Source organism: Skermanella sp. TT6 (assembly GCF_016653635.2).
In the GTDB taxonomy this organism is placed as follows: Bacteria; Pseudomonadota; Alphaproteobacteria; order Azospirillales; family Azospirillaceae; genus Skermanella; species Skermanella cutis.
The window spans coordinates 618,177-644,077 of record NZ_CP067421.1; the positions used below are offsets into that span (position 1 = coordinate 618,177).

Annotated in this window: 28 protein-coding genes and 1 pseudogene; 15 read left to right on the top strand and 14 right to left on the bottom strand. The window is 69.3% G+C overall.

Going from position 1 to position 25,901, the window contains the following annotated elements; all coding sequences use genetic code 11:
- Positions 1 to 37: 37 nt before the first annotated feature.
- From IGS68_RS30690 to IGS68_RS30710, 5 genes are read right to left on the bottom strand one after another with little or no spacing between them, the layout of a single operon-like run.
- Positions 38 to 1,189, bottom strand: coding sequence for an ABC transporter ATP-binding protein (locus IGS68_RS30690; protein WP_201082016.1), 1,152 nt, complete (start codon positions 1,187 to 1,189; stop codon positions 38 to 40).
- A gap of 1 nt (position 1,190) precedes the next feature.
- On the bottom strand, positions 1,191 to 2,111 hold the full coding sequence (locus tag IGS68_RS30695; protein ID WP_247881442.1) for a polysaccharide deacetylase family protein: 921 nt from the start codon (positions 2,109 to 2,111) through the stop codon (positions 1,191 to 1,193).
- A gap of 36 nt (positions 2,112 to 2,147) precedes the next feature.
- Entirely contained in the window at positions 2,148 to 2,945 is a 798-nt protein-coding gene (locus IGS68_RS30700) for an ABC transporter permease (RefSeq protein WP_201082017.1), read from the bottom strand.
- Positions 2,945 to 3,790 carry an ABC transporter permease gene (locus IGS68_RS30705; RefSeq protein ID WP_247881443.1) on the bottom strand — a complete coding sequence of 282 codons (846 nt, stop codon included), beginning with the start codon at positions 3,788 to 3,790 and terminating at the stop codon, positions 2,945 to 2,947. The genes IGS68_RS30700 and IGS68_RS30705 overlap by 1 nt, the downstream gene beginning before the upstream one ends.
- Positions 3,791 to 3,804: 14 nt before the next feature.
- Positions 3,805 to 4,938: an ABC transporter substrate-binding protein gene (locus IGS68_RS30710; RefSeq protein WP_201082018.1), complete on the bottom strand. Its 1,134-nt coding sequence runs from the start codon at positions 4,936 to 4,938 to the stop codon at positions 3,805 to 3,807.
- A gap of 269 nt (positions 4,939 to 5,207) precedes the next feature.
- On the opposite strand from IGS68_RS30710, the gene IGS68_RS30715 reads away from it, so the two are divergent.
- From IGS68_RS30715 to IGS68_RS30750, 8 genes are all read left to right on the top strand, one after another.
- Positions 5,208 to 5,873: a TetR/AcrR family transcriptional regulator gene (locus tag IGS68_RS30715; protein WP_201082019.1), complete on the top strand. Its 666-nt coding sequence runs from the start codon at positions 5,208 to 5,210 to the stop codon at positions 5,871 to 5,873.
- Positions 5,866 to 6,609 (top strand): SDR family NAD(P)-dependent oxidoreductase, encoded by a 744-nt coding sequence (locus tag IGS68_RS30720; RefSeq protein ID WP_201082021.1) that lies wholly within the window; start codon positions 5,866 to 5,868, stop codon positions 6,607 to 6,609. Before IGS68_RS30715 ends, IGS68_RS30720 begins: the two co-directional genes overlap by 8 nt.
- Positions 6,610 to 6,670: 61 nt before the next feature.
- Positions 6,671 to 7,675 carry a dimethylarginine dimethylaminohydrolase family protein gene (locus tag IGS68_RS30725; RefSeq protein ID WP_201082023.1) on the top strand — a complete coding sequence of 335 codons (1,005 nt, stop codon included), beginning with the start codon at positions 6,671 to 6,673 and terminating at the stop codon, positions 7,673 to 7,675.
- Between the two features lie 37 nt (positions 7,676 to 7,712).
- Positions 7,713 to 8,165, top strand: a complete 453-nt coding sequence (locus IGS68_RS30730; RefSeq protein WP_201082025.1) for a hypothetical protein — start codon at positions 7,713 to 7,715, stop codon at positions 8,163 to 8,165.
- A gap of 28 nt (positions 8,166 to 8,193) precedes the next feature.
- Positions 8,194 to 8,649, top strand: a complete 456-nt coding sequence (locus IGS68_RS30735; protein ID WP_201082027.1) for a hypothetical protein — start codon at positions 8,194 to 8,196, stop codon at positions 8,647 to 8,649.
- A 39-nt stretch (positions 8,650 to 8,688) separates the two neighbouring features.
- Positions 8,689 to 9,810 carry an ABC transporter substrate-binding protein gene (locus IGS68_RS30740; RefSeq protein ID WP_201082028.1) on the top strand — a complete coding sequence of 374 codons (1,122 nt, stop codon included), beginning with the start codon at positions 8,689 to 8,691 and terminating at the stop codon, positions 9,808 to 9,810.
- A gap of 37 nt (positions 9,811 to 9,847) precedes the next feature.
- Positions 9,848 to 10,669: an MBL fold metallo-hydrolase gene (locus IGS68_RS30745; protein ID WP_201082030.1), complete on the top strand. Its 822-nt coding sequence runs from the start codon at positions 9,848 to 9,850 to the stop codon at positions 10,667 to 10,669.
- On the top strand, positions 10,666 to 11,415 hold the full coding sequence (locus IGS68_RS30750) for a class II aldolase/adducin family protein (protein WP_201082032.1): 750 nt from the start codon (positions 10,666 to 10,668) through the stop codon (positions 11,413 to 11,415). Before IGS68_RS30745 ends, IGS68_RS30750 begins: the two co-directional genes overlap by 4 nt.
- 274 nt (positions 11,416 to 11,689) lie before the next feature.
- Here IGS68_RS30750 and IGS68_RS30755 read toward each other — a convergent pair whose 3' ends face one another.
- Genes IGS68_RS30755 through IGS68_RS30790 form a run of 8 tightly spaced genes read right to left on the bottom strand, consistent with a single transcriptional unit; the run spans position 11,690 to position 18,574 of the window.
- Positions 11,690 to 13,330 carry a complex I subunit 5 family protein gene (locus IGS68_RS30755; RefSeq protein WP_201082034.1) on the bottom strand — a complete coding sequence of 547 codons (1,641 nt, stop codon included), beginning with the start codon at positions 13,328 to 13,330 and terminating at the stop codon, positions 11,690 to 11,692.
- Positions 13,327 to 14,790, bottom strand: a complete 1,464-nt coding sequence (locus IGS68_RS30760) for a complex I subunit 5 family protein (protein ID WP_201082042.1) — start codon at positions 14,788 to 14,790, stop codon at positions 13,327 to 13,329. The genes IGS68_RS30755 and IGS68_RS30760 overlap by 4 nt, the downstream gene beginning before the upstream one ends.
- Entirely contained in the window at positions 14,787 to 16,247 is a 1,461-nt protein-coding gene (locus tag IGS68_RS30765; protein WP_201082045.1) for a complex I subunit 5 family protein, read from the bottom strand. The genes IGS68_RS30760 and IGS68_RS30765 overlap by 4 nt, the downstream gene beginning before the upstream one ends.
- The gene (locus IGS68_RS30770) at positions 16,244 to 16,552 is read right to left on the bottom strand and encodes an NADH-quinone oxidoreductase subunit K (protein ID WP_201082047.1); all 309 of its coding nucleotides are present in this window, start codon (positions 16,550 to 16,552) and stop codon (positions 16,244 to 16,246) included. Before IGS68_RS30770 ends, IGS68_RS30765 begins: the two co-directional genes overlap by 4 nt.
- Positions 16,546 to 17,475, bottom strand: a complete 930-nt coding sequence (locus IGS68_RS30775; RefSeq protein ID WP_201082049.1) for a hydrogenase subunit MbhD domain-containing protein — start codon at positions 17,473 to 17,475, stop codon at positions 16,546 to 16,548. Before IGS68_RS30775 ends, IGS68_RS30770 begins: the two co-directional genes overlap by 7 nt.
- A complete protein-coding gene (locus IGS68_RS30780) occupies positions 17,465 to 17,761 on the bottom strand; it encodes a cation:proton antiporter (RefSeq protein WP_201082051.1) in 297 nt (98 codons plus the stop codon). Before IGS68_RS30780 ends, IGS68_RS30775 begins: the two co-directional genes overlap by 11 nt.
- Entirely contained in the window at positions 17,751 to 18,089 is a 339-nt protein-coding gene (locus tag IGS68_RS30785; protein ID WP_201082053.1) for a monovalent cation/H+ antiporter complex subunit F, read from the bottom strand. The genes IGS68_RS30780 and IGS68_RS30785 overlap by 11 nt, the downstream gene beginning before the upstream one ends.
- Positions 18,086 to 18,574 carry a Na+/H+ antiporter subunit E gene (locus tag IGS68_RS30790; protein ID WP_201082055.1) on the bottom strand — a complete coding sequence of 163 codons (489 nt, stop codon included), beginning with the start codon at positions 18,572 to 18,574 and terminating at the stop codon, positions 18,086 to 18,088. Before IGS68_RS30790 ends, IGS68_RS30785 begins: the two co-directional genes overlap by 4 nt.
- Before the next feature lie 61 nt (positions 18,575 to 18,635).
- On the opposite strand from IGS68_RS30790, the pseudogene IGS68_RS35800 reads away from it, so the two are divergent.
- Both IGS68_RS35800 and IGS68_RS30795 read left to right on the top strand, forming a co-directional pair.
- Positions 18,636 to 18,851 (top strand): annotated as a pseudogene (locus IGS68_RS35800) (hypothetical protein); the annotation flags it as partial.
- 236 nt (positions 18,852 to 19,087) lie between these two features.
- Entirely contained in the window at positions 19,088 to 20,323 is a 1,236-nt protein-coding gene (locus IGS68_RS30795) for a diaminopropionate ammonia-lyase (protein WP_371821926.1), read from the top strand.
- Between the two features lie 57 nt (positions 20,324 to 20,380).
- On the opposite strand, the gene IGS68_RS30800 is transcribed toward IGS68_RS30795, so the two are convergent.
- Entirely contained in the window at positions 20,381 to 21,211 is an 831-nt protein-coding gene (locus IGS68_RS30800) for an IclR family transcriptional regulator domain-containing protein (protein WP_201082057.1), read from the bottom strand.
- A 175-nt stretch (positions 21,212 to 21,386) separates the two neighbouring features.
- Between IGS68_RS30800 and IGS68_RS30805 the strand changes: the two genes are divergently transcribed.
- From IGS68_RS30805 to IGS68_RS30825, 5 genes are all read left to right on the top strand, one after another.
- Positions 21,387 to 22,355 (top strand): thiamine pyrophosphate-dependent dehydrogenase E1 component subunit alpha, encoded by a 969-nt coding sequence (locus IGS68_RS30805; protein ID WP_201082059.1) that lies wholly within the window; start codon positions 21,387 to 21,389, stop codon positions 22,353 to 22,355.
- Between the two features lie 81 nt (positions 22,356 to 22,436).
- Entirely contained in the window at positions 22,437 to 23,450 is a 1,014-nt protein-coding gene (locus IGS68_RS30810; protein ID WP_201082061.1) for an alpha-ketoacid dehydrogenase subunit beta, read from the top strand.
- On the top strand, positions 23,447 to 24,571 hold the full coding sequence (locus IGS68_RS30815; RefSeq protein ID WP_201082063.1) for an acetoin dehydrogenase dihydrolipoyllysine-residue acetyltransferase subunit: 1,125 nt from the start codon (positions 23,447 to 23,449) through the stop codon (positions 24,569 to 24,571). Before IGS68_RS30810 ends, IGS68_RS30815 begins: the two co-directional genes overlap by 4 nt.
- A gap of 54 nt (positions 24,572 to 24,625) precedes the next feature.
- The gene (locus IGS68_RS30820; RefSeq protein ID WP_201082065.1) at positions 24,626 to 25,189 is read left to right on the top strand and encodes a VOC family protein; all 564 of its coding nucleotides are present in this window, start codon (positions 24,626 to 24,628) and stop codon (positions 25,187 to 25,189) included.
- Between the two features lie 31 nt (positions 25,190 to 25,220).
- The gene (locus IGS68_RS30825; RefSeq protein ID WP_201082068.1) at positions 25,221 to 25,898 is read left to right on the top strand and encodes an amino acid ABC transporter permease; all 678 of its coding nucleotides are present in this window, start codon (positions 25,221 to 25,223) and stop codon (positions 25,896 to 25,898) included.
- Positions 25,899 to 25,901: the final 3 nt, after the last annotated feature.

The following is a 25,901-nucleotide window of genomic DNA, read 5'->3' on the forward strand; positions in this document are numbered from 1 at the left end:
GGCGGGCCGCAGGCCAGCGCCGCTCGCCTTATCCGGATCACCGGTCCTCGACCAGCACGCCGCCATCCCAGGGCCAAGCCAGCGCCACCGCCTCGCCGGGCTTCCTCAATACCCCCGCCCCAAAGGCCGGCGTGTGAGCCTCCAGCACGCCGAGCGGCGTCTCGACCACGTGGATGTGCTGGCTGCCGACGAAGGCCGATGTCACCACGCGCCCCTCCACCCGGTTGAGGTCGCCCGCCGCCGTGTCCGGCGCCAGCACCGACAGCCGTTCCGGGCGGAGCGCCAGCAGCGCCGTCCGGGCCATCCGCGGCTCGCCGTCCCGCAGGCGGTGGCGCAGGCTGGCGCCGCCGATGTCGATCGTCAGGCAGCCGCCGGAGACCGGCCCGGCCTGTCCCTCCAGGAAGTTCGCCCGGCCGAGGAAGTCGGCGACGAAGCGGGTGGCCGGCGTGTTGTACAGCGCGTCGGGCGTGCCGGTCTGCTGGACGCGGCCGTCGCGCAGGATGACGATGCGGTCGGACATCGTCATCGCCTCCTCCTGGTCGTGGGTGACGTTGACGAAGGTCGTGCCCAGCCGCTGGTGCAGGCTCTTCAGCTCGAACTGAAGCTCCGCCCGCAGTTTCTTGTCCAGGGCCGACAGCGGCTCGTCCAGCAGCACCACCGCCGGATCGAACACGAGCGCGCGGGCCAGCGCCACCCGCTGCTGCTGGCCGCCGGACAACTGCCGCGGCATCCGTTCGGCGAAGGCCTGGAGATGCACCAGGTCGATCGCGCGCTCGACCCGCCGGTCCAGCTCGGCGCCCCGGATACCCCGCAGCTTCAGCGGATAGGCAATGTTTCCCCGCACCGTCATGTGGGGAAACAGCGCGTAACCCTGGAACACCACGCCGAAGCCGCGCTTCTCCGGCGGCAACCCGCCGACCGGTTGCCCGTCCAGCAGGATGTCGCCGCCGTCCGGATCGACGAAGCCGGCGATCGCCATCAGGATGGTCGACTTGCCCGAGCCCGATGGCCCCAGCAGGCTCAGGAACTCGCCCGAGGCGATGTCCAGCGACAGCCGGTCGATCGCGGCGACCGAGCCATACCGCTTCGTCAGGTCGCGGATCGACAGCGCGATCCTGGGCCTGCCGCGGGGGGCTTCCGTGGGCGAGGGAGGCGGCACCGGGTCTGGAACGCTCGACGTCACCGCCATGTCAGCCTCGGCTCGGCGTCACGAGATGATCGACCGGCGCCGCCCAGAACGGCACAGCGTCGGTCCGGGGCGTCCATTCGCCCCGATCCACCAAGCCCTGGACATGGGCCGCGATCTCGGTCATCGGCGCGAACCAGACATCGCCCTTGTCCATCATGTGCCGGATCAGCCGGGCCATCGCGTCGGCCCGCGCCAGCCGGCCCGAGACGAACGGGTGCCAGACCGAGATCCACAACCCGCCATAAGCCCAGGCCGCGTCGAACTCGGCGCGGAACACCTCCATGGCGCGCTCCGGCGCCTGGATCGGCATCATGTAGCCGAATTCCTTCATGTTGACGTACTGCACCCAGTCGTCCAGCGCGAAGTCGGAGGGCAGTTCGACCAGCGTCCCCTTGGACGATCCCAGCAGGTACGGCACGTCGTCGCCCAGCAGCGAGGCGTCATAGGTGAAGCCCCGTTCGACCAGCAGGTCGGGCGTGTGTTCCGACAGGGCGTAGGCCGGCGCCCGGTATCCCGTGGGGGGCGCCCCCACCACCCTGTCGAAGGCCTCCAGCGCGCGGTCCAGCACGCGCGCCTCGTCGCCGGGCGACAGGGTGTTGGGCCGCTCGTGCAGCCAGCCGTGATGGCCGATCTCATGCCCCGCCTCGACCAGCGCCTCGATCGCGCGCGGATAGGCCTCGATGCACCAGCCCGGCACGAACACCGTCTGCTTGATTCCGTAATGGCGGAAGATGTCGATGATCCGGGGGATCGCCACGAAGGGGCCGTAGCGCAGCGCCGACGAGGTCGCCAGCCGCGATGGCGCCGCCTCTCGGTGGTTCAGGTGCAGCAGGCTCTCCACGTCCATGTCGAACGAGAAGCACACGGCGCAGCGGGCGCCGTTGGGCCAGGGCGGCGGGTTCTGGATCAGGGGCGGAAGCATGGGGTCCTTCAAGTATTTCGGGCGGATATCTCGGGCTCAGGTGGTTCGGGCGGGACGGCGGAGCGTGACGACGATCGCGGCGAGGACTCCCAGCGCGGTCAGCGCCATCAGCACGACCGCCACCGCAGCAACCGTCGGATCGACGCTCTCGCGGATGCCGTCCCACATGCGGCGCGGCAGCGTGTAGACGGCCCGGCTCGACACGAACAGGGTGACGACGATCTCGTCCCACGACACGACGAAGGCGAAGACGGCGGCGGTCGCGACGCCGGTGCGGATGTTGGGCAGGATGACGTCGACCATGGTGCGCAGCGGCGTGGCGCCCAGGCTGCGGGCGGCCTGCTCCAGCCGTGCGTCCAGCATGGACAGCGATGTCGTGACAGCGATGATCACGTAGGGGATCGCCAGGATGGTGTGGGCCAGCACGACGCCGGCCCAGGTGTCGTAGAGCCCGATGGCGACCCAGGCGCGGTACAGCGCCAGCGCGCTGACGATCGGCGGGAAGATCATGGGCGCCAGCATGAGGGCGCCGACCAGCCCGGCAAGCCACGGCCTCACCCGCCACAGCCCGACGGCGCAGGCGGTGCCGAGGCAGACCGCCAGCACGGTGGAAGCCAGCGCCACGCCCAGGCTGTCGGCGATGCTGGACAGCCACGGCCCCGACGTGAACAGCGTCTCGAAGTGGCGTGGCGACCACGCTCCCTGGGGCAGCGCGATGAAGCGGCTGTCGTTGAACGCGACCGGGATGGTGACCAGTCCCGGCAGCAGCAGGAACAGGGCGATCACCCAGGCGACCGCGAAGATCATGGGCCTAGCCCAGCCCCGAAGATCCATCACGAGGCTCCCAGCATCCGGCGCACGCCGGTGACGCGGCTGACGATCGCGATCAGCGCCAGCGTCGCCACCAGCAGCACGACCGACAAGGCGGCGGCCAGGCCCCAGCGCAGCGTCTGGAGCACGGAGATGCTGACATACTCGCTCAGCATCACGACCCGGCCACCTCCCAGGATGGCGGGCGTGACGAAGAAGCCAAGGCCGAACACGAAGACCAGCAGACCGGCCCCGAACAATGCCGGCAGCGTCAGCGGCAGGTAGATGTCGGTGAAGGTTCGGAACGGCGACGCGCCGACGCTGCGCGCCGCCATCATCAGGCGGCCGTCGAGCCCCCGCATGGCGGCGAAGATCGGGAAGACGGCATAGGGCACCAGGTAATGGACCATGCCGATCACGACCCCGAGCTCGTTGCGCACCAGCGGCAGGGGTGCGGCGATCAGCCCCGATCCCAGCAGCGCCTCGTTGACGATCCCGTTGTTGCGCAACAGGATCAGCCACGCCAGCGCCCGCACCAGCACCGACAGCCAGAACGGCACCAGCACGCAGAGCAGCAGGGCCAGCCGCTGCCGCTCGCCCATGTGGGCCATGGCGTAGGCGACGGCGTAGCCCAGCGCGACCGCGATCGCCGTGGTCAGCCCGACGATCCGGAAGGTCGTCAGCAGGATGCGGTGGATGCTGTCGGTCGCCGCGACCTGCTCGTACCAGCGGAGCGTCGGCCCGTCCGGCCCGCCGAACGACAGCGCCACCAGCTGCCCGATCGGGATCAGGAACAGCCCGCAGACCAGCAGCGCCGCCGGCAGCAGGAACCCGACATAGGGCTCCCCGGACAAGGGCCTCTTCGCCACTTCGGCGTCCCCCGTCAGCCGGAGATGCCGTCGATCCAGCGTTCCACGGCCGCGTCGTAGTACATCTCGTACCACTCCTCGCTGCGGATCGCCTGGACCGCGACGTTGTCGGCGTAACCGGGATCGATCCGGCGCAGTTCGGGCGGCAGCATCGCGGAGGCCGCCGGGTTGGACGGGCCGTTGCCGAGCAGCTGGAGCAGCTTGATCTGCCGGGCGGGGTCGAGCATCGACGCCATGAACTTCTGCGCCGCCTCCGAGCCGGCCGGATTGCCTTTGGGGATCACGAAGGACGACGGGCAGAAGACGCCGTCGTTCCAGGTCCAGGTCACGGCGCCCTGGGTGTCGCGCTCCAGGATGCTGGCCCGCGTGTTCCAGATGTTGCCCATCACGACCTCGCCATCCAGGAACATCTGCTGGCTGCTGGCGCCGGATTCCCAATAGATCACGTCATCGCCCAGCGAGCGCGCCTTGGCGATGGCGCGGTCCAGGTCGGCCGGGTACAAGGCGTCCCGCTTGACGCCGTCGCCCAGCAGGCAGGCCTCCATGGCGCCCATCTGGTATTTCCACATGGTCCGCTTGCCGGGATACTTCGCGGTGTCGAAGAAGTCGGCGTATGTGGGCGGCTTGTCGGGGAACATGTCCTTCCGATAGGCCAGCACGAAGCTGTAGGTGTAGTTGGCGATGCCGTGCGGCCACGCCCAGCCGTCCCGCACCAGCGACTTGTCGACCACGCCGTAGTCGACCTCCTCCAGCAGGCCCTGCTTGCCCAGCTGGTTGCACAGGAAGCCGTCACCGTCGCAGATGTCCCAGCTCACCGAGCCGGATTCGACCATCGCCTTGATCTTGCCGGCCAGCGGGCTGCCGCCATCGACCCGCACCGGGATACCGGTGTCGGCGGTGAACGGCTTGCCCCAGGCCTCGCCCATGCCGGCCACGGCGTCACCGCCGAAGTTGCACAGCACCAGCTCCGCCGCCTTGGCCGCCGCCGGGCTGGACCCGAACGGCAGCGCCCCCAAGCCGGCGCCGACCGCCGGCAGGAGGCCGGCGGCGCCCAGCACCTTCAGGAAGTCGCGGCGGGCGAGGCGGCCGGCCCGCAGCGCGTCGGCGGCGATCTCGACCAGGTCGTCGTTGAATGTGGATCTCGTCATGTGAATTCCCTCATCTCCCAGCGGACGCCACCTGATCGACGCCCCGCGCGTGGTTCCCGACGGACGAACCCGTTCCCTGTGCCAGTTCCTTGCGCCGACCGGATCGCGAGCGTCCGGCGGGCTCCCCCCGTCGTGATCCGCGAGGGGTGTTTTCGGCGCCAATGCTCGGGTGGGTGCAATTTGAAGTCAAGTCTAAAAAAAGAGTCGACTCCAAGTTCGGCTCGCGTATCATCCCTCGTGTTGGCGGTGGATCGAGGGTGGTTTTTCCGATGGCTGGTCTGAGGGCGCGGCACCGGCAGGCCCGGGTCGAGCAGGTTCTGAACGTCGCGTCCGAGCTGTTCGCCTCCCGGGGCTACGAGACGACGCGGATCGAGGAGATCGCGGAATCGGCCCAGGTGGCGCCCGCCACCGTCTACAACTATTTCACGACCAAGGCGAACATCCTGACGACGCTGGCGGTGCGCCACGTCCGGGCGTCCCTGCCGGAACGGCGGGCCCTGGTGCGCGATCCGCCCGCCGATCCGATGGAGGCGATCCGGGCCTTCGAGAAGCTGCTGGCCGACCAGGCGCTGCGCACCCTCAGCCGGGAATGCTGGCGGGCGATCCTGTCCGCCCCGTACCGGGAGCCGCGCGGCACCGCCCATCGCGTGTCGCTGCGCTTCCAATGGCTGATCAAGCGCCACTACGTCCTGATGCTGACCGGCTTCCAGGAGCGCGGCACCATCAAGAAGGAAGTCGACCTGGAGGTGCTGGCCGATCTGGTGACCGCCATCGGCACCTATCACTTCAGCCGCCTCGTCTCCGACGACGCGATGTCGATCGACGACCTCAAGGAGGCGGTGGAACGGCACCTCGACCTCGTCTTCGCCGGGGTGATCGCCGAACCCGGGCCCAGGCCGAAACCAGCATCGAGGAGGAAGAAACGGGATGAGTGAATTCGCCGGCCGGGTCGCGATGGTGACGGGAGCGGGCAGCGGGATCGGCGAGGCGACCGCCCGCCTGTTCGCCGCCGCCGGGGCTCGGGTCATCGTCCAGGACATCGATCCGGAGCGCGTCGCCACCACCGTCGCCGCCATCAGGCGGGCAGGCGGCGAGGCGGTCGGGGCCGCCTACAGCGTCGCCGACGAGGACAGCCTGCGCCGCAGCGTCGAGGAGGTTGGCGGGGTGGATATCCTGGTCAACAACGCGGGCGTGCCGGGCTTCAACGCCGTCATCGAGGATATCGACCGCGCCGCCTACGAACGCCTTTTCGAGATCCACGTCTGGGGCACGCTGGCGGCGACCCGCGCCGTGCTGCCCGGCATGAAGGCGAAGGGTTACGGCCGCATCGTCAACATCGCCTCCAACCGCGGGCAGGTCGGGTTCGAGCGCTCCAGCCACTACGCCGCCGCCAAGGCCGCCGTGATCGGTTTCGCGAAGTCCTGGGCGCGCGAGTTCGCCCCCCACGGCATCCTCGTCAACGCGCTGGCGCCGGGTGTCGTCCGCAGCGGCATGACGCTCCGCTACGGCCAGGAGGCGCTGGACGAGGAGGCCCAGCTCAACCTCGTCAAGCGGTGGGCCGAGCCGGACGAGATCGCGGGCTGGATCCTGTTCGTCACCGGTCCGCGCGGCGGCTTCATGACCGGGCAGCTCGTCTGCCCCAACGGCGGCGATCCGATCGTCGGCATCTGAAATCCAGCACCTCCGGCTCCGCGCGGATCGCCGGAGCGACCGAACAAGGAAATCCCGTGCCATGAGCGTGATGACCGAGAACGATTGGCGCTATAACCAACTGATCAAGGTGTTCCCGTCCGAGGCCGAGCCGGCCTTCGAGGACCCGGCCCAGCTGACGCGCTGGTGGGGCAGGCCGTGGGGCTGCACCAACGATGTCGGACGCCTCCGCGTGGTCCTGATGCACCGCCCCGGCCCCGAGGTCGGGATCGTCGACACCTCCAAGCGCCTGGAGATGGGCGCCTTCGGCGACATCCAGGAAGGATGGTACTGGCGCGGCGCCCAAGGCCCCGACCTCGCGGGGATGCAGGCCCAGCACGACGCCTATGTCGCGGTGCTGAAGGCCGAGGGGGTCGAGGTCGTCATGCTCGACGGCCCGGCGCCCGGCCGGATGAAGTCCTGCTACACCCGCGACGCCGTGATCGGCGTCGGCGGCGGCGCCATCGTGACGCGCCTCGGGCCGCGCATCCGGCGGGGCGAGGAGGTCCCGGCGACGCGGACGCTGGCGGCGCTCGGCTGTCCCATCCTGCGGACGCTGTCCGGCACCGCCGTGGCCGAGGGCGGCGGCTTCGCCTGGCTCAATGACAGGACCGCCGTGTTCGGCGTGTCGTCGCGCGGCAACGAGGAGGGCGCCCTCCAGATCGAGGAGGTGCTGCGCTCGCAGGGCGTCGAGCTGATCCGGATCGACCTGACCGGCTACCGCCTGCACATCGACGGCGTCTTCCTGATGATCGCGCCCGATCTGGCACTGGTCAATCCGGCGCAGCTCCCCTTCAGCTTCCTGCAAAGGCTCAAGGCGCTCGGCATCGAGACGATCGAGGTCCACCATGAGGACAACCCCTGGATCATCAACGGTCTGGCGGTCGCTCCCCGGCGCCTGATCATCACGGAAGGGGCGTCCGGTTACACGCTCGACCGCCTCGCGTCCCGCGGCGTCGAGGTGATCACGGTCCGGTACGATCTGGTGTGCTCGGGCGGCGGCGGGCCGCACTGCTCGACCGCTCCCCTGATCCGCGATCCCGTCTGATCCCGCCGGCTCACCCCTGACACGCAAGGAGGGGCCGATGCCCTTGACCACCGCGGACCACGACCGCGTCGTCCGCTTCGTCGCCGCCAACCGCTTCCCGTTTCCGGGCCAGACCGATTGGCCCGTCGGCTACATCACCATCGCCAATTTCGGCTCCCACGTCATCGACACCCCGGACGGTCCGATCTCGCCCGACATCGTCATCCTGGACGAGCGGGGCGAGCCCTGCCGCCTGGGCGAGGTCGAGACCGTGATCGACGCCGCCGCCGTGGCGCGCTGGGCCGCCTGCTCCGCCATCGCAGACACCCTGAACGAGACGGGCGTCAGGAATCTCTTCGTCTACGTCCCGCGGGGCTTGGCGCCCGACGCGCTCCGCGAACTGGACCGCCACGCCATCTCGTTCGCGGGCCTGCGCGAGTGGGAGGTCGATGGCGACGCCGTGCGGGTGACACCCTTCCTGACCCGCGGCGACCGCTACGACCATCAATGAAGTGACCATCGATAGGACGACATCAGCCATGCCCAGCAGCCAGCACGACGCGGTCGTCCGCCACGTGGCGCGGACCCGCTTTCCCTTCCACGACCAGACCGACTGGCCCGCCGACTACGTCACGCTGACCAACGTCGACCGTCCGACCCGCTCGATCCCGTTCGAGGGCGCCGAGCACTTCCCGGACATCGTCATCGTCAACACCCAGGGCGAGGTCCGCGAGATCGGCGAGGTCGCGGAGACCCTGGACGACGCCCCGGTGGCGGCGTGGCGGACCTGTTCTCTGACGGCGGACAACCTGACGGAGACGGGCGAGCGCCACTTCTTCCTCTACGTCCCCGCCGGCCAGGAGGAGGCCGCCGTCGCCTTGCTCGACCGTCACGGAATCTCCTTCGCGGGCGTGCGCGGCTACGCGGTCGATGCCGCCGGCGCGGTCGCCATCGTGCCCCACGTCACCCGCGGCGATTCCAAGGACCACCGCTGAATTCCCAACGCTGACCCCCCTCACAAGGAGACCGGCCCCATGTCACTCAAGGCCTTCAAGCTGGACAGGCTCCAGATCGGACTGGACGACCTCAGGGCGGGGCGCATCGAGCGCCGCGATTTCTTCAAGCTCGCGGGCGCGCTGGGCCTGTCCGTGCCGCTGGCGGGGGCCGGCCTCGGTGCCGGTGACGCGCTGGCCCAAGCCAAGGAGATCGTCGTCTCCAACTTCGGCGGCGACGCCGCCACCTTCATGGCGGAAGCCTGGGGCGCCCCCTTCGCGAGGGACAGCGGCACGCCGGTCAGCATCGTCGGCGGCGCTCCGCTGCCCGGCAAGATCCGGGCCCAGGTCGACGAGCGCAACGTCATCTGGGACGTCTGCGACGCCGACGGTTTCATCGCCATCGATCTAGGGCGCAAGGGCTACCTGGAGCCGATCGACTACTCCGTCGTCGACAAGTCGATGATCCGCGAGGGCTGGGCCTGGGAGCACGGCATCGCCAATTACGGCTTCAGCTTCGTCATCGCCTACGACGCCGGCAAGATGGGCGGCAAGGCCCCGACCGGCTGGGCCGACTTCTACGACGTCGAGAAGTATCCCGGCAAGCGCACCCTGTGGAAATACATGATGGGCGCCGCCGAGGGCGCCCTGCTGGCCGACGGCGTGGCGCCCGAGGACCTCTATCCGCTCGACATGGACCGGGCCATCGCCAAGATGCGGACCATCAAGGACCACCTGATCTTCTGGGACAGCGGGTCGGAGAGCCAGCAGATGTTCCTGGACGGCGAGATCGTGATGGGCTGCATCTACAGCACGCGTTCCAGCGTGCTCGAACGAGACACCGGCGGCAGGGTCAAGTGGATCTGGGACGGGGCCAACTACTGTCCGGGCGCCTGGGTCGTTCCCAAGGGCAATCCGGCCGGCGCCGAGGTCCAGAAATTCATCGCCTCGACCCTGATCCCGGAACGCCAGATCTTGCTGCTGGACAAGCTGGGCAATTCCCCGTCCAATCCCGCGGCCTCGGCGCTGCTGACCGCCGAGCAGCGCCGGATCGACCCCGGCTATCCGGAAAACCTCGCCAAGCAGGTGATCCGTGACGAGCTGTGGTACGCCGACCACTACGACGACGCGCTCAACAAGTGGATTGACGCCATCGCGGGCTGACGCCCGTTTGACATCATCCTCCCTGAAGGAGACCGCGATGACCGGAACCCTGCCGGTGGCCGATCCCTGGTTCACGATCGAGGAGGTCGAACCCGGCGTCCACCGGATCACCGAACCCCATTGCCACCGTCTGGTCCGGGCCAATAGCCATCTGGTCAAGGGCTCCGCGCGCGATCTCCTGATCGACAGCGGCATGGGCGTCGGCCGGCTGCGCGACGCCGTCGCCCCCCTGATCGACAAGCCGCTGATCCTGTTCACCACCCACGCCCATGTCGATCACAGGGGCGGCCACCGGGAGTTTCGCGATGCCGAGATCCTGGTCCATCCGGCGGAGGCCGATACGCTCCGGACCACCGCCGAGGTGGGCAGCCTGACCTTCGACCAGTTCGACCCCGACACACTGCGCGGGCTGGCCGGGGCGGGTTTCGACACCGGCGGCCTCCTGGTGGACGCGGTCCCGTGGCCCGGCTTCGACATCGCCGCCTGCCGCACCGAAGGGGTCGAGCCGACGCGGCTGGTGGGGGAGGGCGACGAGGTGGACATCGGCGACCGCCGTTTCCAGGTGCTCCACCTGCCCGGACACTCGCCCGGCGGCATCGCCTTGTGGGAGGAGGACACGGGAACGCTGTTCGCGGGCGACGTCATCTACGATGGCATCCTGATCGATGACTTGCCTGGTTCCGACATACGGGATTATGTGGAGACCATGCGCCGCCTGATCGATCTGCCGGTCGGCGTCGTCCACGGCGGCCATCGCGGCGAGTTCGGCGGCGACCGGATGCGCGGGATCGCGTCCCACTACATCGCCGGGCGGCAACGAAACAACCAACCACCAACATCGGAAACGGCACCGACATGATGCACGAAGCGGAAGAACGGCAACTGCGCGTCGATCTGGCGGCCGCCTACCGGCTGCTGGCCCATTACGGCATGGACGACATGATCTACACGCACACGTCCGTGCGGCTGCCGGGGGAGGGGCATCGTTTCCTGATCAACCCCTACGGCATGACCTTCGACGAGATCCGGGCCAGCGACCTCGTCACGGTCGACCTGGACGGCCAGCTTGCCGAACCCGGTCTGGCGGAGGACCTGAACCAGCGGGTCAATCCGGCTGGATTCACCATCCATTCCGCGATCCACATGTCCAGGCCCGACGCGCTCTGCGTCATGCACACCCATACCCTGGCCGGAATGACGGTCGCCGCCCTCAAGAGCCCGCTCCTGATGCTCAACCAGATGAGCATGGAGTTCTACGACGGCGTCGCCTACCACGCCTACGAGGGCATCGCGCTCGACCTGTCGGAGCGCGACCGCCTTGCCCGCGATCTCGGCGGCAAGCCCGCGATGATCCTGGAGAACCATGGCTTGCTGACTGTCGGCCGCTCGGTGGCCGAGGCCTTCTACCACATGTATTACCTGGAGATGAGCTGCCGCATCCAGGTCGCCGCGATGCAGACCGGTGCCGAACTGGCGATTCCGCCCGAACCGCTGGTGGCCCACGCCGCCGCCCAGTTCGAGGCCGGCGCTACGCCCAAGGGAACGCGGATGTGGCCGGCGCTGTTGCGGAAACTCGATCGCCTCGATCCCGGCTACCGGGACTGAGCGCCGTCACCAGCCTGCCGGAATTGAGCGCGTCAAGTTCTGCAAACATGTCCATGGCATTGCGGGCCGGGTGATCGCCGGGGTGCGGGGCAGCGCCACATCGTGACTCGGCTCAGACGAATGCCCCTGCGTTAGAAAGGGGTTTTCCTGAGACCGGCTGTCGGGTCCTGGTCGAGGGCGTCATCGCCGCTCCAAACCGGACCCACGCTGCTTGACCGTTCCGTCGGTGGCGCGCTGCGAAAACTCGCCGCCTGTGACGGCATCAGCCAAATTGTCAACCTAAAACAGCATTGAGACCGATGACCGCTGCCAGAAGGATGGCGCCGCCAATCTGCCACTGCGTCAGCAGCGCCTCCAGGGCGGCCAACCCGGCGGCCACTCGCACGGCGATCGGACGCTTCGGCCGTGCAAGGGCCGGAACAGGAGGCAGACGGACCCTCGGCATGGCTAGGCGATTGCGTAACGCCAGCAGGTCTCCGGGCGGCACCTGCGGAAGCGGGCGCCAGAGCAGCCAAGCAAGAACAGGCAGCGCGACAGCGATCGGCAGGACGCCATCGGCGATGGCCGGGGCGGACAGGGGATAGCCCGGCGCCTTACCTGTCCATCGATCCCACAGCAGCCAGGGCGCGGCGTATGCGCCGAGTCCGGCGAGGGCCGGCAGCGCAAAGGACGCGGACCAGAACCGTGCCGGCTGCGCTGCCGGCTTGGTGTGCCACAGCCGCCACAGGAACCAGCCCATCACCAGGGTCGTCGTCACCGAAGACAGGGTCAGGGCAAGGGCCAGTTCGGCAGGCAGCGCTGCCTTCACGGCAGCCTTGGTCAGCGCCCCGCCGGACAGCGGCACTCCCGCCAGCGACGCCGCGCAAAGCGCCGCTGCGCCCAGGACCAACCAATGATGGACCGGCTTCCAGGACAAGTACATGACGCCGACCAGCAGGAACAGCGCGCCCTTGGCCAGCCCGTGATGCAGCGCGTAAAAGGGCACCAGTTCGCGCGCCGCGCCGCCGGCGCCGATCAGCAGGATCATCAGCCCTATCTGGCTGACGGTGGAATAGGCCAGGATCGCCTTGGGGTTGGACTGGGTCAGGCCCCAGATCGCGCCTCCGAAGGCACCGGCAAGGCCCAGCACGACCAGCAGCTGACCCATCGCCCCCTCCGGGAGGAAGACGATCATTCCGACCAGCCCCGCCTTCACGATCGCCCCTGACAGCACCGCCGAGGCCGGCACCGGCGCTGCGGGATGGGCCAGCGGCAACCACAGATGCAGCGGCACGAGGCCCGCCTTGATGCCGAAGCCCACGATCAGCAGCGCGATGGCCAGCGGCGCCTCGGGCGCCCATGCCAAGGCCGCGCGCAGATCCGCGACCAGCAGGCTCTGCGCCGCCGCATTCGCACCCAGGAGCAAACCCGCCAGCAGCGCCACCTCGCCCAGGACGGCCATGACGATATAGACCCGCCCGGCCGCGAGCGCGGCCGCGCTGCGGTCGTGGACGACCAGCGCCCAGCCTGCCAGCGACACCGCCGCGAACGAGACGTAGAAGGTCGCGATATCCTGCGCCAGCAGCACCCCCAGATTGCCGGCCAGCGTCAGCCCCCACAGCCCCGCGAAGACCCCGATCCGCCGGTCCCCCGCCATGCGCTGCGCCGCCAGCCCGGCCAGCACCCAAAGCGCCGCCGTCATCGCCAGCAGCAGAGCGCGCCCCGGGTCCAGCCCGAGCGACACGCCCAGCAGCAGACCGGGCAGCATCGTCGTCTCCGACAGCGGGTCCAGCGCCAGCCACAGCGCGGGCAGCGGGGCTATCGGCAGCACCCGCAGCGTGGTTGCGCGCGACACCGGCAGCACCGCGATGCCCGCCAGCAGCAGCGGCCAGACCAGCACCAGGAACGGAAACAGCGGCCCGGTCCACAGCGTCATTTCAACCACTCCCGCGCGGCGATCAGCGTGGCCCAGCCAAGCGGGCTGAGCGCCGAGGCGGCCAGCAGCCCGACCCCGAGCGAGGCCAGCGCCGTCAGCACGGCAGGCACGATCATGCCCGGCGACTTCTCGTCGCCCTGCGCGTCCGCAGGGGCGGGCAGCACCCACAGCCTATACAGCAGCGGCAGGAAGTAAGCCGCGTTCAGCAGGGTCGATGCCGCGAGCACCCCCAGCACCCAGGGCGCACCCGCCTGCAAGGCGCCCATCCCCAGATAGAATTTGGTCACGAACCCGGCCAAGGGCGGCAGACCGATCATCCCCATCGCCCCGAGCGAGAAGGCCAGCGAGGTCCAGGGCATCCGCGCGCCCATGCCGTTCAGCCCGTGGATCTTCTTGACGCCCGCCCGCTCGGCGAAGATGCCCGCGCAGAAGAACAGGGTGATCTTCATCAGCCCCTGGTGGACCAGATGCACCAGCCCGCCGATCACCGCGAAGGGCGACGCCAAGCCCGCCCCCAGCAGGATATAGCTGACCTGGCTGACCGTCGAGAAGGCCAGCCGTTTCTTGATGTCATCCTGCTGCAAGGCCCTGACCGAGCCCCAGATGATCGTGACCGAGGCCAGCGCCGCCAGCGGCAGCCCTACGCCAAGCTCCACCGCGCGATCGATCCCGAACACATCGAAGGTCACGCGCAGCACACCGAAGGCCCCGGCCTTGACCACCGCCACCGCATGCAGCAGCGAAGACACGGGCGCAGGCGCCGACATCGCGGCAGGCAGCCAGCCATGCAAAGGCACCAGCGCGGCCTTGACCCCCAGCCCCGCGATGAAGAGGGCAAAGATGATCCGCAGTTCGGTGTCGCCCAACCGCTCCAGCGGCGCGGGCTGGGTGAACAGGATCGGGCCGGTGGTGGCCTCCAGCCAGACGATGGCCACCAGCAGCGCCGCACTGGCCGGCAGCGCATAGCTCAGATAGATGCGGCCCGCGCGCATCGAATCCTCGGTCTGGCGATGGATCACCAGCGGCCAGGTGGACAGGGTCAGCAGCTCGAAGAAGATGAAGAAGGTGACCAGCGACCCCGACATGGCCAGTCCCGTCGTCGCGGCGACGCAGAGACTGAAAAAGCCGAAGAAGCGCGACAGGTTCGGCGTATCGCCCAGATAGGCCACCGCATAGATCGTGGTCAGCAGCCACAGCACCGCCGACAGCGTCATGAACAGCAGCGCCAGAGCATCCAGATGCAGCGCCAGGAACAGCCCCGGCGCCAGCGGCATCTCCGCCTTGTAGATTGTGCCCTCGGCCACGGCCACCAGCATGACCGCGATCAGCGCCAGCTTCGTCACCGCGCCGCCGATGGACAGCCCGTTGCGCAACAGATGGGCGTTCTGCGGCAAAAAGAAGGTCAGCACCGCCGGCAACAGCGAGGTCAGCAGGATCAGAAGCGGAAGAAACGCGCTCACAGCCCCTCCACCGCGGTTTCCGGCCGGCCGATGTGAACAAGCTCGAACGGCACCGCCGAAAAGAGTCCCAGAAGGATCGCGGCCAACGCCAGGACAAGGGGCACCCACTCCTCCCACCGGGCGGGACGGTGCAGGACGACCGCCGGCTCGGGGGCAAGAAGCGCCTCGATCGGGCGATAGAGGTAGATCGCCGCCATCAGCCCGCCGCCCAGCAGGACGATTGCCCACCACCACTGGCCCGACGGGAAGGTCGCCGTCAGCAACATGTATTTGGCCGTGAAGGCGCCCGAAGGCGGCAGCCCCATCAACGAGATGGCGGCAAGGCCAAAGGCGAATGTCGCCACCGGCAATTCGCGCGCCAGCCCGCGCAGCGCCGCGATCGCGTCATCGCCGACGGCGCGGACGAAGAGGCCCGTGGAGAGAAACATCGAGGCCTTGGCCAGGGCATGGCTGACGGCATGGAAGATCGTGCCGCTCCAGACGCCGGCGGCCCAGGGCTGGGCGCCGCCCCCGCCTCCTGCCAGCGGAAAGATCAGGAACAGATAGCCGATCTGGGCGACCGTCGAATAGGCGATGATCGACTTCAGCCGGGTCTGTCCCATGGCGAGCAGCCCGCCATAGACGACCGCCGCCGCGCCAAGCGCGCCCAGCAGGACCAGCGCCTGCGGGTTGGCGATGTCGGGCATCGTCTCGAACCACAGCCGCACGATGATCAGGAACGAGGCCTTGGGCACCAGCGCAGACAGCATGGCCGAGGCGGGCGCGGGCGCCCCCGCATGAGCAGGCGGCAGCCAGACGTGAAAGGGAAACAGCGCCGTCTTGACCGCCAGCCCGGCGGTGATCAGCGCCAGCGCCAGCCCGTCGGCCGGTGCCGGCGCGCGACCATGGAGCAGCGCGATATCCAGCGTACCATGCCCGCCATAGATGATGACGACCCCCAGCAGATACAGCAGGGAGCCGATCAGCGCCCAGATCATGTAGCGCATCGCCGCCGCCAGGGTCGCTGGCTTGCCCGACAGCGCCACCAGCGCCACCGCGACCAGCGTCAGCAGTTCCAGCCCGACATAGAGGTTGAACAGATCGCGCGACAGGAAGATCGCGTTGACCGCCCCCCACAGCAGCAGCGCCAGCGGCCAGAAGCCAAAGGCCGCGCGGCCGTTTCCGGGGGCGAAGTCGCGCGCGGCCGAGGCCAGCACCGCCGTCATCACCAGCGCCGACATGGCCAGGAACGCCACCGCCAGCCCGTCGGCCGACAGGGCGATCCCCAGTGGCACCGGCCAGCCGCCCGGCACGAACCCCACCGGCCCTTCGGCCAGCACCCGCGCCGCCAGCACGATCGACGCGCCGAGCACCAGAATCGCGGCTCCGGCGCCCGCAAGCACGGCCATGCGCGGCAGGGCGACCGCCACCAGCGCCGCCAGCAGGGGGGCGGCCAGGGAAATGACGATCGCGCTCATCCGTGGTGACCCGTCTCGTCTTCGGGCAGCACGGCGCTGCCGCTTTCGCGCGCATGGGCCACCACAAGCCCGATCGCCAGCGCGGTGGCCGAGAGGGCGACCACGATCCCAGTGATGATCAGCGCCTGGGGCACCGGGTCGGGCGTGCTCCCGCGCGAGGCGAAGGCCCCGAAATAGAGAAAGATTCCCGAGCCGATGACGTTGAAGGCGACAACCCGGCGCAGAAGATGCTTGCTGGCGGTCAGGCCGTAAAACCCCAGCCCGATCAGCGCCGCGCCGGTCATGGCGAATGCGTCGATCAGCATCGGCGCCCCTCCGCGCCGCCGGGCCGCTCGCCGGGCGGCCCGAGCACCAGTAGCCCGAGCGTGACGGCGATCGACAGGGTCAGGAAGATCTCAATGCCGACGATGATCGGCTTGGCGAACGCCTGCGGATAGGTCAGGAACCCCAGCCCCGCCGCTAGCATGGCGATGCCCGTCAGCAGGAACACCCCCGGCCCGATCACCAGGCCCACGCGCCAGGCCGGCCGGTCCACCCGCGGCGGATCGAGGCGCCCGGCCATCGCGGCCAGGATCCCCATCGCGGCAAGGACGGTGCCGCCCTGGAATGCGCCTCCAGGCTGATCCGCCCCGGCCCAGACCAGATAGACGCCGACCAGCAGCCCCACCGGCGGCAGGAAACGCCCCAGGGTGGCCATCGTCCCGCCCTCGCGCGCGTGCTGGCGCAGGCCAAGCGGATTGGCCCAATCCGCGTCGCGCCCCAGCATCCAGACGCCGGCCAGCGCCGCCAGCAGCACGATGCTTTCCAGCAGGGTGTCCCAGGCCCGGTAGTTCAGCAGCACGGCGGTCACGGGGTTGCCGACGCCGGTCTCGGACAGGCGCTCGGCGACATCCGCGGTCAGGCCCGGAGCCTCGGGCGTCACGAACCATGCCCAGGCCAGCGTCGCCGACAGCCCCGCCGCCAGGAGCGCGGCCAGTGGCCGCACGGGCTGCGCGCCCCGCCAGGCCGGCAACCGCCCCGAGGCCGACAAAAGCAGTACGCCCGTCAGGCCCGCGCCGATGGCCCCCTCGGCCAGTGCCACATCGATGGCGCCGAGCCGAACCCATGCCACCGCGACCAGCAGGCCATAGACGACAAAGAAGACGATGCTGCGAAACACTTGCGTCCCGGCGATCGCAGCCAGCGCGGTGATAAGGATCAGCGCGCACAGAACAAGGTCAAGCATCATCGGCAGACCCGCCTCTCAGCAGCGCCGCGCGGGCGACCAGCTGCGCCACCGTTCCGGCCGCGACCAGCGCCAGCGCCCAGATCAGAACCAGCTTGGCGATCTGATAGGGGGATCCGGCCTGCAGGGCGACGCCCAGCACTACGAAGCCCAGCCCCAGATTGTCGGCCTTGGTCAGGGCGTGCAGCCGGCTGAACGTGTCGGGAAACCGCAACAGCCCGACCGTGCCCGCGATGTAGAACACCACGCCGATGCCGACCAGCGCGATGGTCAGATAGTCAAGCGTCATTCCCGGCCCTCTTCCCTGCATCCCTTGGCGCCAGCGCGTCCGGATCCACCTCCTCCTCTTCGGGATCGCCCAGCCCGTCGGCGCTGGCCGCCTTGACGAAGGCCACCGCCGCCAGCGCCGCCAGCAGCGCCAGTACCAGCGCCACGTCCAGCGCCGCCCAGCCGGATAGCGGCGCCAGCAGGACGACGACGCCCACGCCCGAACTGCCGGCCAGCTGCGCGGCCATCATCCGGTCCGCCCGACCCGGGCCGCGCCAGACCATCCACAGCGCCAACCCCAGCGACACCAGGATCAGCGTTGCGGCAAGGTTCAGCCAAGTCTCGATCATGGCGCCTCCTCGGGCAGGCCGATCATACGGGCGATTTCGCGCTCATTGGTGGCGATGCCGCTGTGATCGGCGTGACGATCCAGCACATGGACCAGCAGCTTGCCATCCTGCGCGCCGGCCACCAGCGTGCCCGGCATCAGCGACAGCTCGGCCCCGAGCGCCACGCGGGCGGTGTCAGGCAGGGCCACCGGCACCACGATCCAATCCGGCGCGATCGGCATTCGCGGCTTGAACGACCGCCAGGCCACGTCCACGCCCCCCATGAGCGATCCCAGAAGGAATTTCGGCAGGATAGCGATCAGCCTCAGCATGCCGAGGCGGCGCGAGGGCGGCAGCAGCGATAGGCTAAGCCAGACCGCGGCCGGGACGGTCAACGCCCCAAAAGCCAGCCCGCCGGGATTGCCCTCGGTCAACACCAACCAGATCGCGCCGAAGATCACCGTTCGGTTTACTGCTGAAAAGACCATCAGGCGCTGCCCGGCCATGCTTGCCCAACCTCCGATGACTGGCTCGGCGCAAGGCCGGCATACCCCGATTGAAGCCCCAATGTTTGTTTGTCGAAACGCTTTTCAATATTTCCGCCATCGGATCGCGAAGACCCGCTGCAAGGTGACGAACCGAGAGGCCTGCGAGGCTGGGCTTCGGCAGCGCGGCTCGTTGACGATCCGGTTCACGCTGGAGGCGATCGCAGCATGGCAGGCGGCGCCGCGGACCACGCCGGGCGGACAGGCACGCTACTCGGATCTCGCGATCGAGACATCGGGCGGCTCCCCCATGGAATCCCGTTCCCGTCGGGCCCGTCCGTCACGTGCCTTCGCCCCCTGTTTCGGGAGGGCTCGGCCTTCGCCGCCCTCCGCCGCTGTCCAGGCGGCCAGTCCGGGCACCGATCACGGGAGGTGTTGACAGGACCGGGAGGGATGGCCAAACTGAGTGTTTGATGAACAAAGTGTTCAACATACGAACATTTCTCTACTCCTGCCCCCGGAGCATGATCTGGAATGCCGATGGTTTCCCCCCGCCTGAACCGCCACGTCGCCCGTCTGCTCGTCACGCCAGGCTGTCCGCGGGAGCATCCTTACGGGAGCGACCTGCGGTCGATCCTGGGAGGCGACCGTTTCATCCGGGCCGAGCGGGAGATCACCGGCTGGCCCGGCTATCGCGCGACGCCGCTGCGCCGGCTCGACGGGTTCGCCCGGCTGGCCGGGCTCGGGGCCGTGTACTACAAGGACGAGGGAACGCGGTTCGGGCTCGGCAGCTTCAAGGCGCTGGGCGGCGCCTATGCCGTCTATCGGCTGCTGGCCAGGGAGGTGGCGGCACGGACCGGCCGGCCGGAACCGTCGGCTGCCGACCTCGCGGCCGATCGCGGCGGCATCCAGAAGGACATCACGGTGACTTGCGCCACCGACGGCAATCACGGCCGCTCGGTCGCCTGGGGCGCCCAGATGTTCGGCTGCCGCTGCGTCATCCATGTCCACGAGACGGTCAGCGAGGGGCGCTGCACCGCCATCGCCCGCTACGGCGCCGAGGTCCGGCGGACGCCTGGCAACTATGACGATGCGGTGCGCAAGGCGGCGGCGGATGCGGCGGCCAACGGCTGGCACGTGGTGTCGGACACCTCTTACGAAGGCTACATGGACGTGCCGCGCGACGTCATGCAGGGCTATGCCGTCATGGCCGAGGAAACGCTGCGCCAGCTCCCGGCGGGAACCCTGCCGACCCACGTCTTCGTGCAGGGCGGCGTCGGCGGGTTGGCCGCCGCCATGTGCGGCCACTTCTGGGAGCATCTCGCCGCCGCCCGCCCGCGCTTCGTGGTGGTCGAACCGGACCGTGCCGACTGCCTGTTCCGCAGCGCCGAGGCCGGCCGGCCCACCGCCGTCCAGGGCGACCTCGATACCATCATGGCGGGGCTGGCCTGCGGGGAGGTGTCGCTGCTCGCCTGGAAGATCCTGGAAGCGGGGACGGACGCCTTCATGACCATCCCGGACGAGGCCGCAGCCGACTGCATGCGGCTTCTGGCCGACGGCGTGGACGGCGATCCGCCGGTCGTCGCCGGGGAATCGGCCGTCGCCGGGCTGGCCGGCGCGCTCGGCGCGGCGCAGGCGCCGGAACAGCGCGCCGCCCTGCGCCTGGGACCGGACAGCGTCGTGCTGGTGTTCGGAACCGAAGGGGACACCGACCCCGACCTTTACCGCGCGATCGTCGGCCGGTCGGCTCGGGAGGTTCGCATCGACTGACCGCCGTCCCGGGATCGCGCCGCCAACGTCGGCGCGTCCGGGTTCCGGGCGGCCGGATCAGCGCATCCGGCCGCCGATATGGCGGGCGGCGAGGCGCAGCTTGGGCAGCACCTCGTCGATGGCGCGCTGCCGCACGTTGCCGCTCACCACCATGCTCACGTTGATCGCGGCGATGGCCATCCCCTGGGCGTTCAGCACGGGGACGGCGATGCCGCACATGCCGTCCTCGTACTGCTCGCTGACGAAGCACCAGCCGTTCCCGCGGTCATCCGCGATGCCTCGGCGCAGTTCGTCCGGATCGGTCACGGTGTGGCGCGTATAGGCTTTCAGCGGAGTGCGGGCGATGTAGCCCTCGACCATCTCCGGCGGCTGGGCGGCCAGCAGGACGCGCCCCATGGAATGGATATGGGCAGGCGTGCGGCCGCCGATGCTGGGGTCGAAGGTCAGGAAGCGGCGCGCCGGCACGCGCAGCACGTAGACCACGTCGTCGCCGTCCAGCACGCCCATCGAGCAGGTCTCCTGAAGGTCGGCGACGAGTTCCTCCATCACGGGCTGGGCGATGCTCCAGAACGGCAGGGATGACAGGTAGAGATATCCGAGCGTCAGGACGCGCGGCGTAAGGGAGAACTTCCTGCCCTCCATCCGGACGTAGCCGAGCTGTTCCAGCGTCAGGAGGATGCGCCGGGCCCCCGCGCGGTCCAGCCCGGAGGCGCGGGAGATGTCGGCGATGGTCGCCGGACTGCCCTGGCCGAAGGCCGTTATGACGGAGAGGCCCTTGGCGAAGGCCCGTACGAAGGCTTCCGGCTCGGATTTACCGCCTTTCCTGTCGCCGGAGCCGATCTTTTCCGGATCTGAGGCTGATTCAGCGTTTCGCGCGCTTGACACCATTCCCTTTGGACCCTTAGCATAATCAGAGAAAGAACAAGATGTTCATACAATGAACACAGCTACCGTGTCACGGTGTTTTTGTGAACAAATCGCGGGCATGTGCGTAACTAGGCATCAGCGGTCCGCATGCGGGCAGCGCATCGGGTGTCATGTCAGAACAGGGAGTTGAGAGTTCATGCAGTTAGCGCGAGAGGATCTGCTCAAGGCCTATCGGCAGATGCGCCTGATCCGCATGTTCGAGGACCGGGTCAGCCAGGAAGGGGCCACCGGCGACATTCCCGGCAATACCCACCTCTATGCCGGACAGGAGGCATCGGCCGTCGGCATCTGCATGCATCTGGACGACGGCGACCGGATCGGCTCCACCCATCGCGGGCATGGTCACTCCATCGCCAAAGGCTGCGACGCCGACGGCATGATGGCCGAGATCTTCGGCAAGGCCACCGGCACCTGCCGGGGCAAGGGCGGGTCCATGCACATCGCCGATCTCGGCAAGGGCATGCTGGGGGCCAACGGCATCGTCGGTGGATCTCCCCCGCTGGTGTGCGGCGCGGCGCTGGCGGCCCAGACCCTCGGCCTCGACCGGGTCGCGGTCGCCTTCACCGGCGACGGCGGCATCAACCAGGGGACGACCGCGGAATCCCTGAACCTCGCCATGGTCTGGAAGCTGCCGGTCATCTTCGCGGTCGAGGACAACGGCTTCGGCGAGGCGACCGCCAGCGACTGGGCGGTGGCCGGCGACATCGTGGAGCGCGCCAAGGGTTACGGGATGCCGGCCGAGCGGGTGGACGGCCTCGACTTCTTCGCGGTCCACGACGCGGCGGGCAGGGCCGTGTCCCGCGCCCGGTCCGGCGGCGGGCCGACCCTGCTGCATATCAAGGTGGCGCGCTTCTATGGGCATTTCAGCGGCGATCCCGACACCTACCGCACGCCGGAGGAGCGGGCCGCCATGAAGCGGGACCAGGATTGCCTGCGGATCTTCCGGCGCCGGGTGACCGAGGCGGCCCTGCTGGACGAGGCGCAGCTCGACGCGGTCGATGCCGAGGTCGCGGCGACGATCGACCGCGCTGTCGCCTCCGCCCGCGCCGCGCCGAAGCCGGATCCGAAGGAGCTGCTCACCGACGTCTACGTCTCCTATCCGTAGATCCCCGGGGCCGTGATCCCCAAGGCCGTGACCCGGCGATCCGGGACGGCCGAGACATTCCAGGTTCCAGGGAGGTGTGCCGTGGCACGCAAGTCATTCAGGCAGGCGCTGAACGAGGCGCTGCATTCGGAGATGGAGCGCGATCCGCGCGTCATCCTGCTGGGCGAGGACGTCACCGGCGGCAAGGGAGCCTCCGGCGAGCAGGACGCCTGGGGCGGCGCCTTCGGCGTCAGCAAGGGGCTGCTGGGCCGCTTCGGCCCTCGCCGGGTGCTCGACACGCCGATCACCGAAAGCGCCTTCGTCGGTGCCGCCGCGGGGGCCGCCATGAGCGGGCTGCGCCCGATCGCCGAGATCATGTTCGTCGATTTCCTGGGCGTCTGCTTCGACCAGATCTTCAACCAGGCGGCCAAGTTCCGGTACATGTTCGGCGGCCGCGCGGTCACCCCGCTGGTGATCCGCGCCACCTTCGGCGCCGGCACCCGGTCGGCCAGCCAGCACAGCCAGGCGCTGTACCCGCTGTTCACCCACATTCCCGGCCTGAAGGTCGTCATCCCCTCCAACCCCTACGACGCCAAGGGGCTGTTGATCCAGGCGATCCGCGACGACGACCCGGTGATCTTCCTGGAGCACAAGGTGATGTACGACGACATGGGCGACGTGCCCGACGGGTCGTACACGGTGCCCTTCGGCGAGGCGAACATCCTGCGCGACGGCGGGGACGTGACCATCGTGGCCTTCGGCCGGATGGTGACCATGGCGCTCGCCGCCGCCGAACGGCTGGAGCGCGACGGCATCGCCTGCACCGTCATCGATCCGCGCACCACCTCGCCGCTCGACGCCGACACGATCCTGGAATCGGTGGAGGAGACCGGCCGGCTGGTGGTGGTGGACGAGGCCTATCCCCGTTGCGGCATGGCCGCCGACATCTCCTCCCTCGTCGCCGAGGAGGCGTTCGAGGCCCTGAAGGCGCCGATCCTCAAGGTGACGCCGCCCCACACGCCCATCCCCTACGCCCCCGATCTCGAGGCCGCCTTCATCCCCTCCGCCGAGCGGGTCGAGGCGGCCGTCCGCAAGGTTTGCAGGAACAAGTCATGAGCGAGCGCATCCATCCCGTCACGATCCCCCGCTGGGGCATGACCATGACCGAGGGCCAGATCGCGGGCTGGCTGGTCGCGGTCGGCCAGCCGGTCAAAGCCGGCGACGAGATCGTCGAGATCGAGACGACCAAGATCACCAACGTCATGGAAAGCGCTGCGTCCGGCCTGATGCGCCGGCATCTGGTGGAGCCGGGCCGCTCCGCGCCGGTGGGCTCGCTGATCGCCGTCATCGCGGACGCCGACGTGCCCGACGAGGAGATCGACGCCTTCATCCGGGACCGGGCGACGGCCGGGCCGGACGGCGCCGCGGACGGCGACGCGGCAGCCGGGCCGCGCCAGATCACGGTGGCGGGCCGCGGGCTCGCCGTGCTGAGCGCCGGGACCGGCGAGGCGACGCCGCTGGTCATGGTCCACGGCTTCGGCGGCGACCTCAACAACTGGATGTTCAACCAGCCGGCGCTGGCGGAGGACCGGCCGGTCCATGCGATCGACCTGCCCGCCCATGGCGGCTCCGAGCCGCCGGCCGGCCCGCTCACGCCCGAAAGCCTGACCTCGGCGCTGCGCGCCGCGCTTGACGGCCTCGGACTCCCGAGAGTCCATCTCGCCGGCCATTCGCTGGGCGGCGCGGTCGCCCTCGGTCTCGCCCTGGACGAGCCGGAGCGGGTCGCCTCCCTGGTGCTGGTGGCGCCGGCCGGCCTGGGGCCGGAGATCGACCGCGACTATATCGGCGGCTTCGTCGCGGCCGAGCGGCGCAAGGAGATGAAGGAGGTGCTGGGCCGCCTGTTCGCCGACCCCGCCGCGGTGAGGAGGGAGATGGTGGACGAGGTGCTGAAGGCCAAGCGGCAGGACGGCGTGACCGAGGCGCTCGCCGGCCTTGCCGACTCCGCCTTCCCGGCAGGCGGCCAGGCGATCGACCTGCGCGGCCGGCTCGCCGAGCTGACGGTGCCGGTGCTGGTCGTCTGGGGAGCGGAGGACCGGATCATCCCGGCCGCCCAGGCATCGGGCCTGCCGGATCCCATCCGGGTCGAACGGATCGCCGGTGCGGGGCACATGCCGCACATGGAGCAGGCACCGGCGGTCAACCGCCTGCTGCGGGACTTCCTCGCGACCGCGGGCTGAGCCTTCGCCAGGGCTGCGCCTTCCCCAGACACGAGCGCCAACCGGAGACGTGCCATGTCGCCAGACACCGATCGACCAGCGGGCATTCCCGGCCTTTGGGGGCTGGACCATGTGGGGCTGACCGTCCCGGACCTGGAGGAGGCGGTGGACTTCTTCGTGACCGTCATCGGCTGCGAGCATGTCTACGACGGCGAGCCGGCCGGCGGCGACGGAGACTTCATGCGGGAGCGGCTTAACGTCCATCCCGAGGCCTCCTGCCGCTACTGCTTCCTGCGCTGCCGGAGCGGCCTGAACCTGGAGCTCTTCGAGTACAGCGCCCCCGACCGGCGGACCGAGCCGCCGCGCAACAGCGATGTCGGCGGCCACCACATCGCCTTCTACGTGGAGGACATGGACGCGGCCGTCGGACACCTGCGCGCCCACGGGGTGCGGATCCTGGGCGAACCGATGCTGATCGCCGAGGGACCGTCGGCCGGCGCCACCTGGGTCTATTTCCTGGCGCCGTGGGGGCTTCAGCTCGAACTGTGCTGCGCACCCGGCGGCAAGGCCTACGAGGGCACCGCCCGCCGCCTCCTCTGGCACCCCAAGTTCCCCGGGCGCGACCCGGTGCTTCCATGAGCGGTCCCGGCGCACGAGGAGGGTCCACCTGATGTCGTTCTTCGCCGAACTGGATTTCACGGTCGTCTGGGAATACCTGCCGGCACTGCTGAACGGGCTCCTGACCAACGTCACCCTGACCGTGCTGGGCTTCCTGGCGGGCGGCGTGGTGCTCGGCACCCTGCTGGCGCTGGCCAACCTGTCGCCGCTGGCGGTGCTGCGCTGGCCGGCCATGATGTTCGTCGAGCTGCTGCGCTCGACCCCGCTGCTGGTGCAGGCGGTCTGGGTCCATTTCGCCTTCCCCATGGTCACCCAAGTCCAGACCACGCCGTTCCAGAGCGCCGCCATCGCCCTGGTGTTCAACGTCGCGGCCTACTGCAGCGAGGTGATCCGAAGCGGCATCCTCGGCGTGCCCCGCGGCCAGTACGAGGCGGCGAAGGCGCTGGGCATGCCGCGGAGGGTGATGTGGTGGAAGGTGATCATGCCCCAGGCGTTGCGTTTGGTCGTGCCGCCCCTGGTCGGATCGGTCATCAGCATCTTCAAGGCGACGGCGATCCTGTCGGTTCTCGCCATCAACGACCTCATGCGGGTCGCCAGCCGCGTCAGTTCCTACACGTTCACCCCGGTCGAGATCTACACGGTGGCGGCCTTGCTGTTCTTCCTGACCGGTGCCGCGATCACCTATGCCGGCTCCAGGCTGGAGCACGGCCTGAAGCGGGGAGGGCGCTGACGC

Bases quoted from the DNA above. Each gene is read 5' to 3' on its own strand.
- IGS68_RS30690 (WP_201082016.1), bottom strand. From the start codon at position 1,189: ATGGCGGTGACGTCGAGCGTTCCAGACCCGGTGCCGCCTCCCTCGCCC.
- IGS68_RS30695 (WP_247881442.1), bottom strand. From the start codon at position 2,111: ATGCTTCCGCCCCTGATCCAGAACCCGCCGCCCTGGCCCAACGGCGCC.
- IGS68_RS30700 (WP_201082017.1), bottom strand. From the start codon at position 2,945: ATGGATCTTCGGGGCTGGGCTAGGCCCATGATCTTCGCGGTCGCCTGG.
- IGS68_RS30710 (WP_201082018.1), bottom strand. From the start codon at position 4,938: ATGACGAGATCCACATTCAACGACGACCTGGTCGAGATCGCCGCCGAC.
- IGS68_RS30715 (WP_201082019.1), top strand. From the start codon at position 5,208: ATGGCTGGTCTGAGGGCGCGGCACCGGCAGGCCCGGGTCGAGCAGGTT.
- IGS68_RS30720 (WP_201082021.1), top strand. From the start codon at position 5,866: ATGAGTGAATTCGCCGGCCGGGTCGCGATGGTGACGGGAGCGGGCAGC.
- IGS68_RS30725 (WP_201082023.1), top strand. From the start codon at position 6,671: ATGAGCGTGATGACCGAGAACGATTGGCGCTATAACCAACTGATCAAG.
- IGS68_RS30730 (WP_201082025.1), top strand. From the start codon at position 7,713: ATGCCCTTGACCACCGCGGACCACGACCGCGTCGTCCGCTTCGTCGCC.
- IGS68_RS30735 (WP_201082027.1), top strand. From the start codon at position 8,194: ATGCCCAGCAGCCAGCACGACGCGGTCGTCCGCCACGTGGCGCGGACC.
- IGS68_RS30740 (WP_201082028.1), top strand. From the start codon at position 8,689: ATGTCACTCAAGGCCTTCAAGCTGGACAGGCTCCAGATCGGACTGGAC.
- IGS68_RS30745 (WP_201082030.1), top strand. From the start codon at position 9,848: ATGACCGGAACCCTGCCGGTGGCCGATCCCTGGTTCACGATCGAGGAG.
- IGS68_RS30750 (WP_201082032.1), top strand. From the start codon at position 10,666: ATGATGCACGAAGCGGAAGAACGGCAACTGCGCGTCGATCTGGCGGCC.
- IGS68_RS30755 (WP_201082034.1), bottom strand. From the start codon at position 13,330: ATGACGCTGTGGACCGGGCCGCTGTTTCCGTTCCTGGTGCTGGTCTGG.
- IGS68_RS30765 (WP_201082045.1), bottom strand. From the start codon at position 16,247: ATGAGCGCGATCGTCATTTCCCTGGCCGCCCCCCTGCTGGCGGCGCTG.
- IGS68_RS30770 (WP_201082047.1), bottom strand. From the start codon at position 16,552: ATGCTGATCGACGCATTCGCCATGACCGGCGCGGCGCTGATCGGGCTG.
- IGS68_RS30775 (WP_201082049.1), bottom strand. From the start codon at position 17,475: ATGATGCTTGACCTTGTTCTGTGCGCGCTGATCCTTATCACCGCGCTG.
- IGS68_RS30780 (WP_201082051.1), bottom strand. From the start codon at position 17,761: ATGACGCTTGACTATCTGACCATCGCGCTGGTCGGCATCGGCGTGGTG.
- IGS68_RS30785 (WP_201082053.1), bottom strand. From the start codon at position 18,089: ATGATCGAGACTTGGCTGAACCTTGCCGCAACGCTGATCCTGGTGTCG.
- IGS68_RS30790 (WP_201082055.1), bottom strand. From the start codon at position 18,574: ATGGCCGGGCAGCGCCTGATGGTCTTTTCAGCAGTAAACCGAACGGTG.
- IGS68_RS30795 (WP_371821926.1), top strand. From the start codon at position 19,088: ATGCCGATGGTTTCCCCCCGCCTGAACCGCCACGTCGCCCGTCTGCTC.
- IGS68_RS30800 (WP_201082057.1), bottom strand. From the start codon at position 21,211: ATGGTGTCAAGCGCGCGAAACGCTGAATCAGCCTCAGATCCGGAAAAG.
- IGS68_RS30805 (WP_201082059.1), top strand. From the start codon at position 21,387: ATGCAGTTAGCGCGAGAGGATCTGCTCAAGGCCTATCGGCAGATGCGC.
- IGS68_RS30815 (WP_201082063.1), top strand. From the start codon at position 23,447: ATGAGCGAGCGCATCCATCCCGTCACGATCCCCCGCTGGGGCATGACC.
- IGS68_RS30820 (WP_201082065.1), top strand. From the start codon at position 24,626: ATGTCGCCAGACACCGATCGACCAGCGGGCATTCCCGGCCTTTGGGGG.
- IGS68_RS30825 (WP_201082068.1), top strand. From the start codon at position 25,221: ATGTCGTTCTTCGCCGAACTGGATTTCACGGTCGTCTGGGAATACCTG.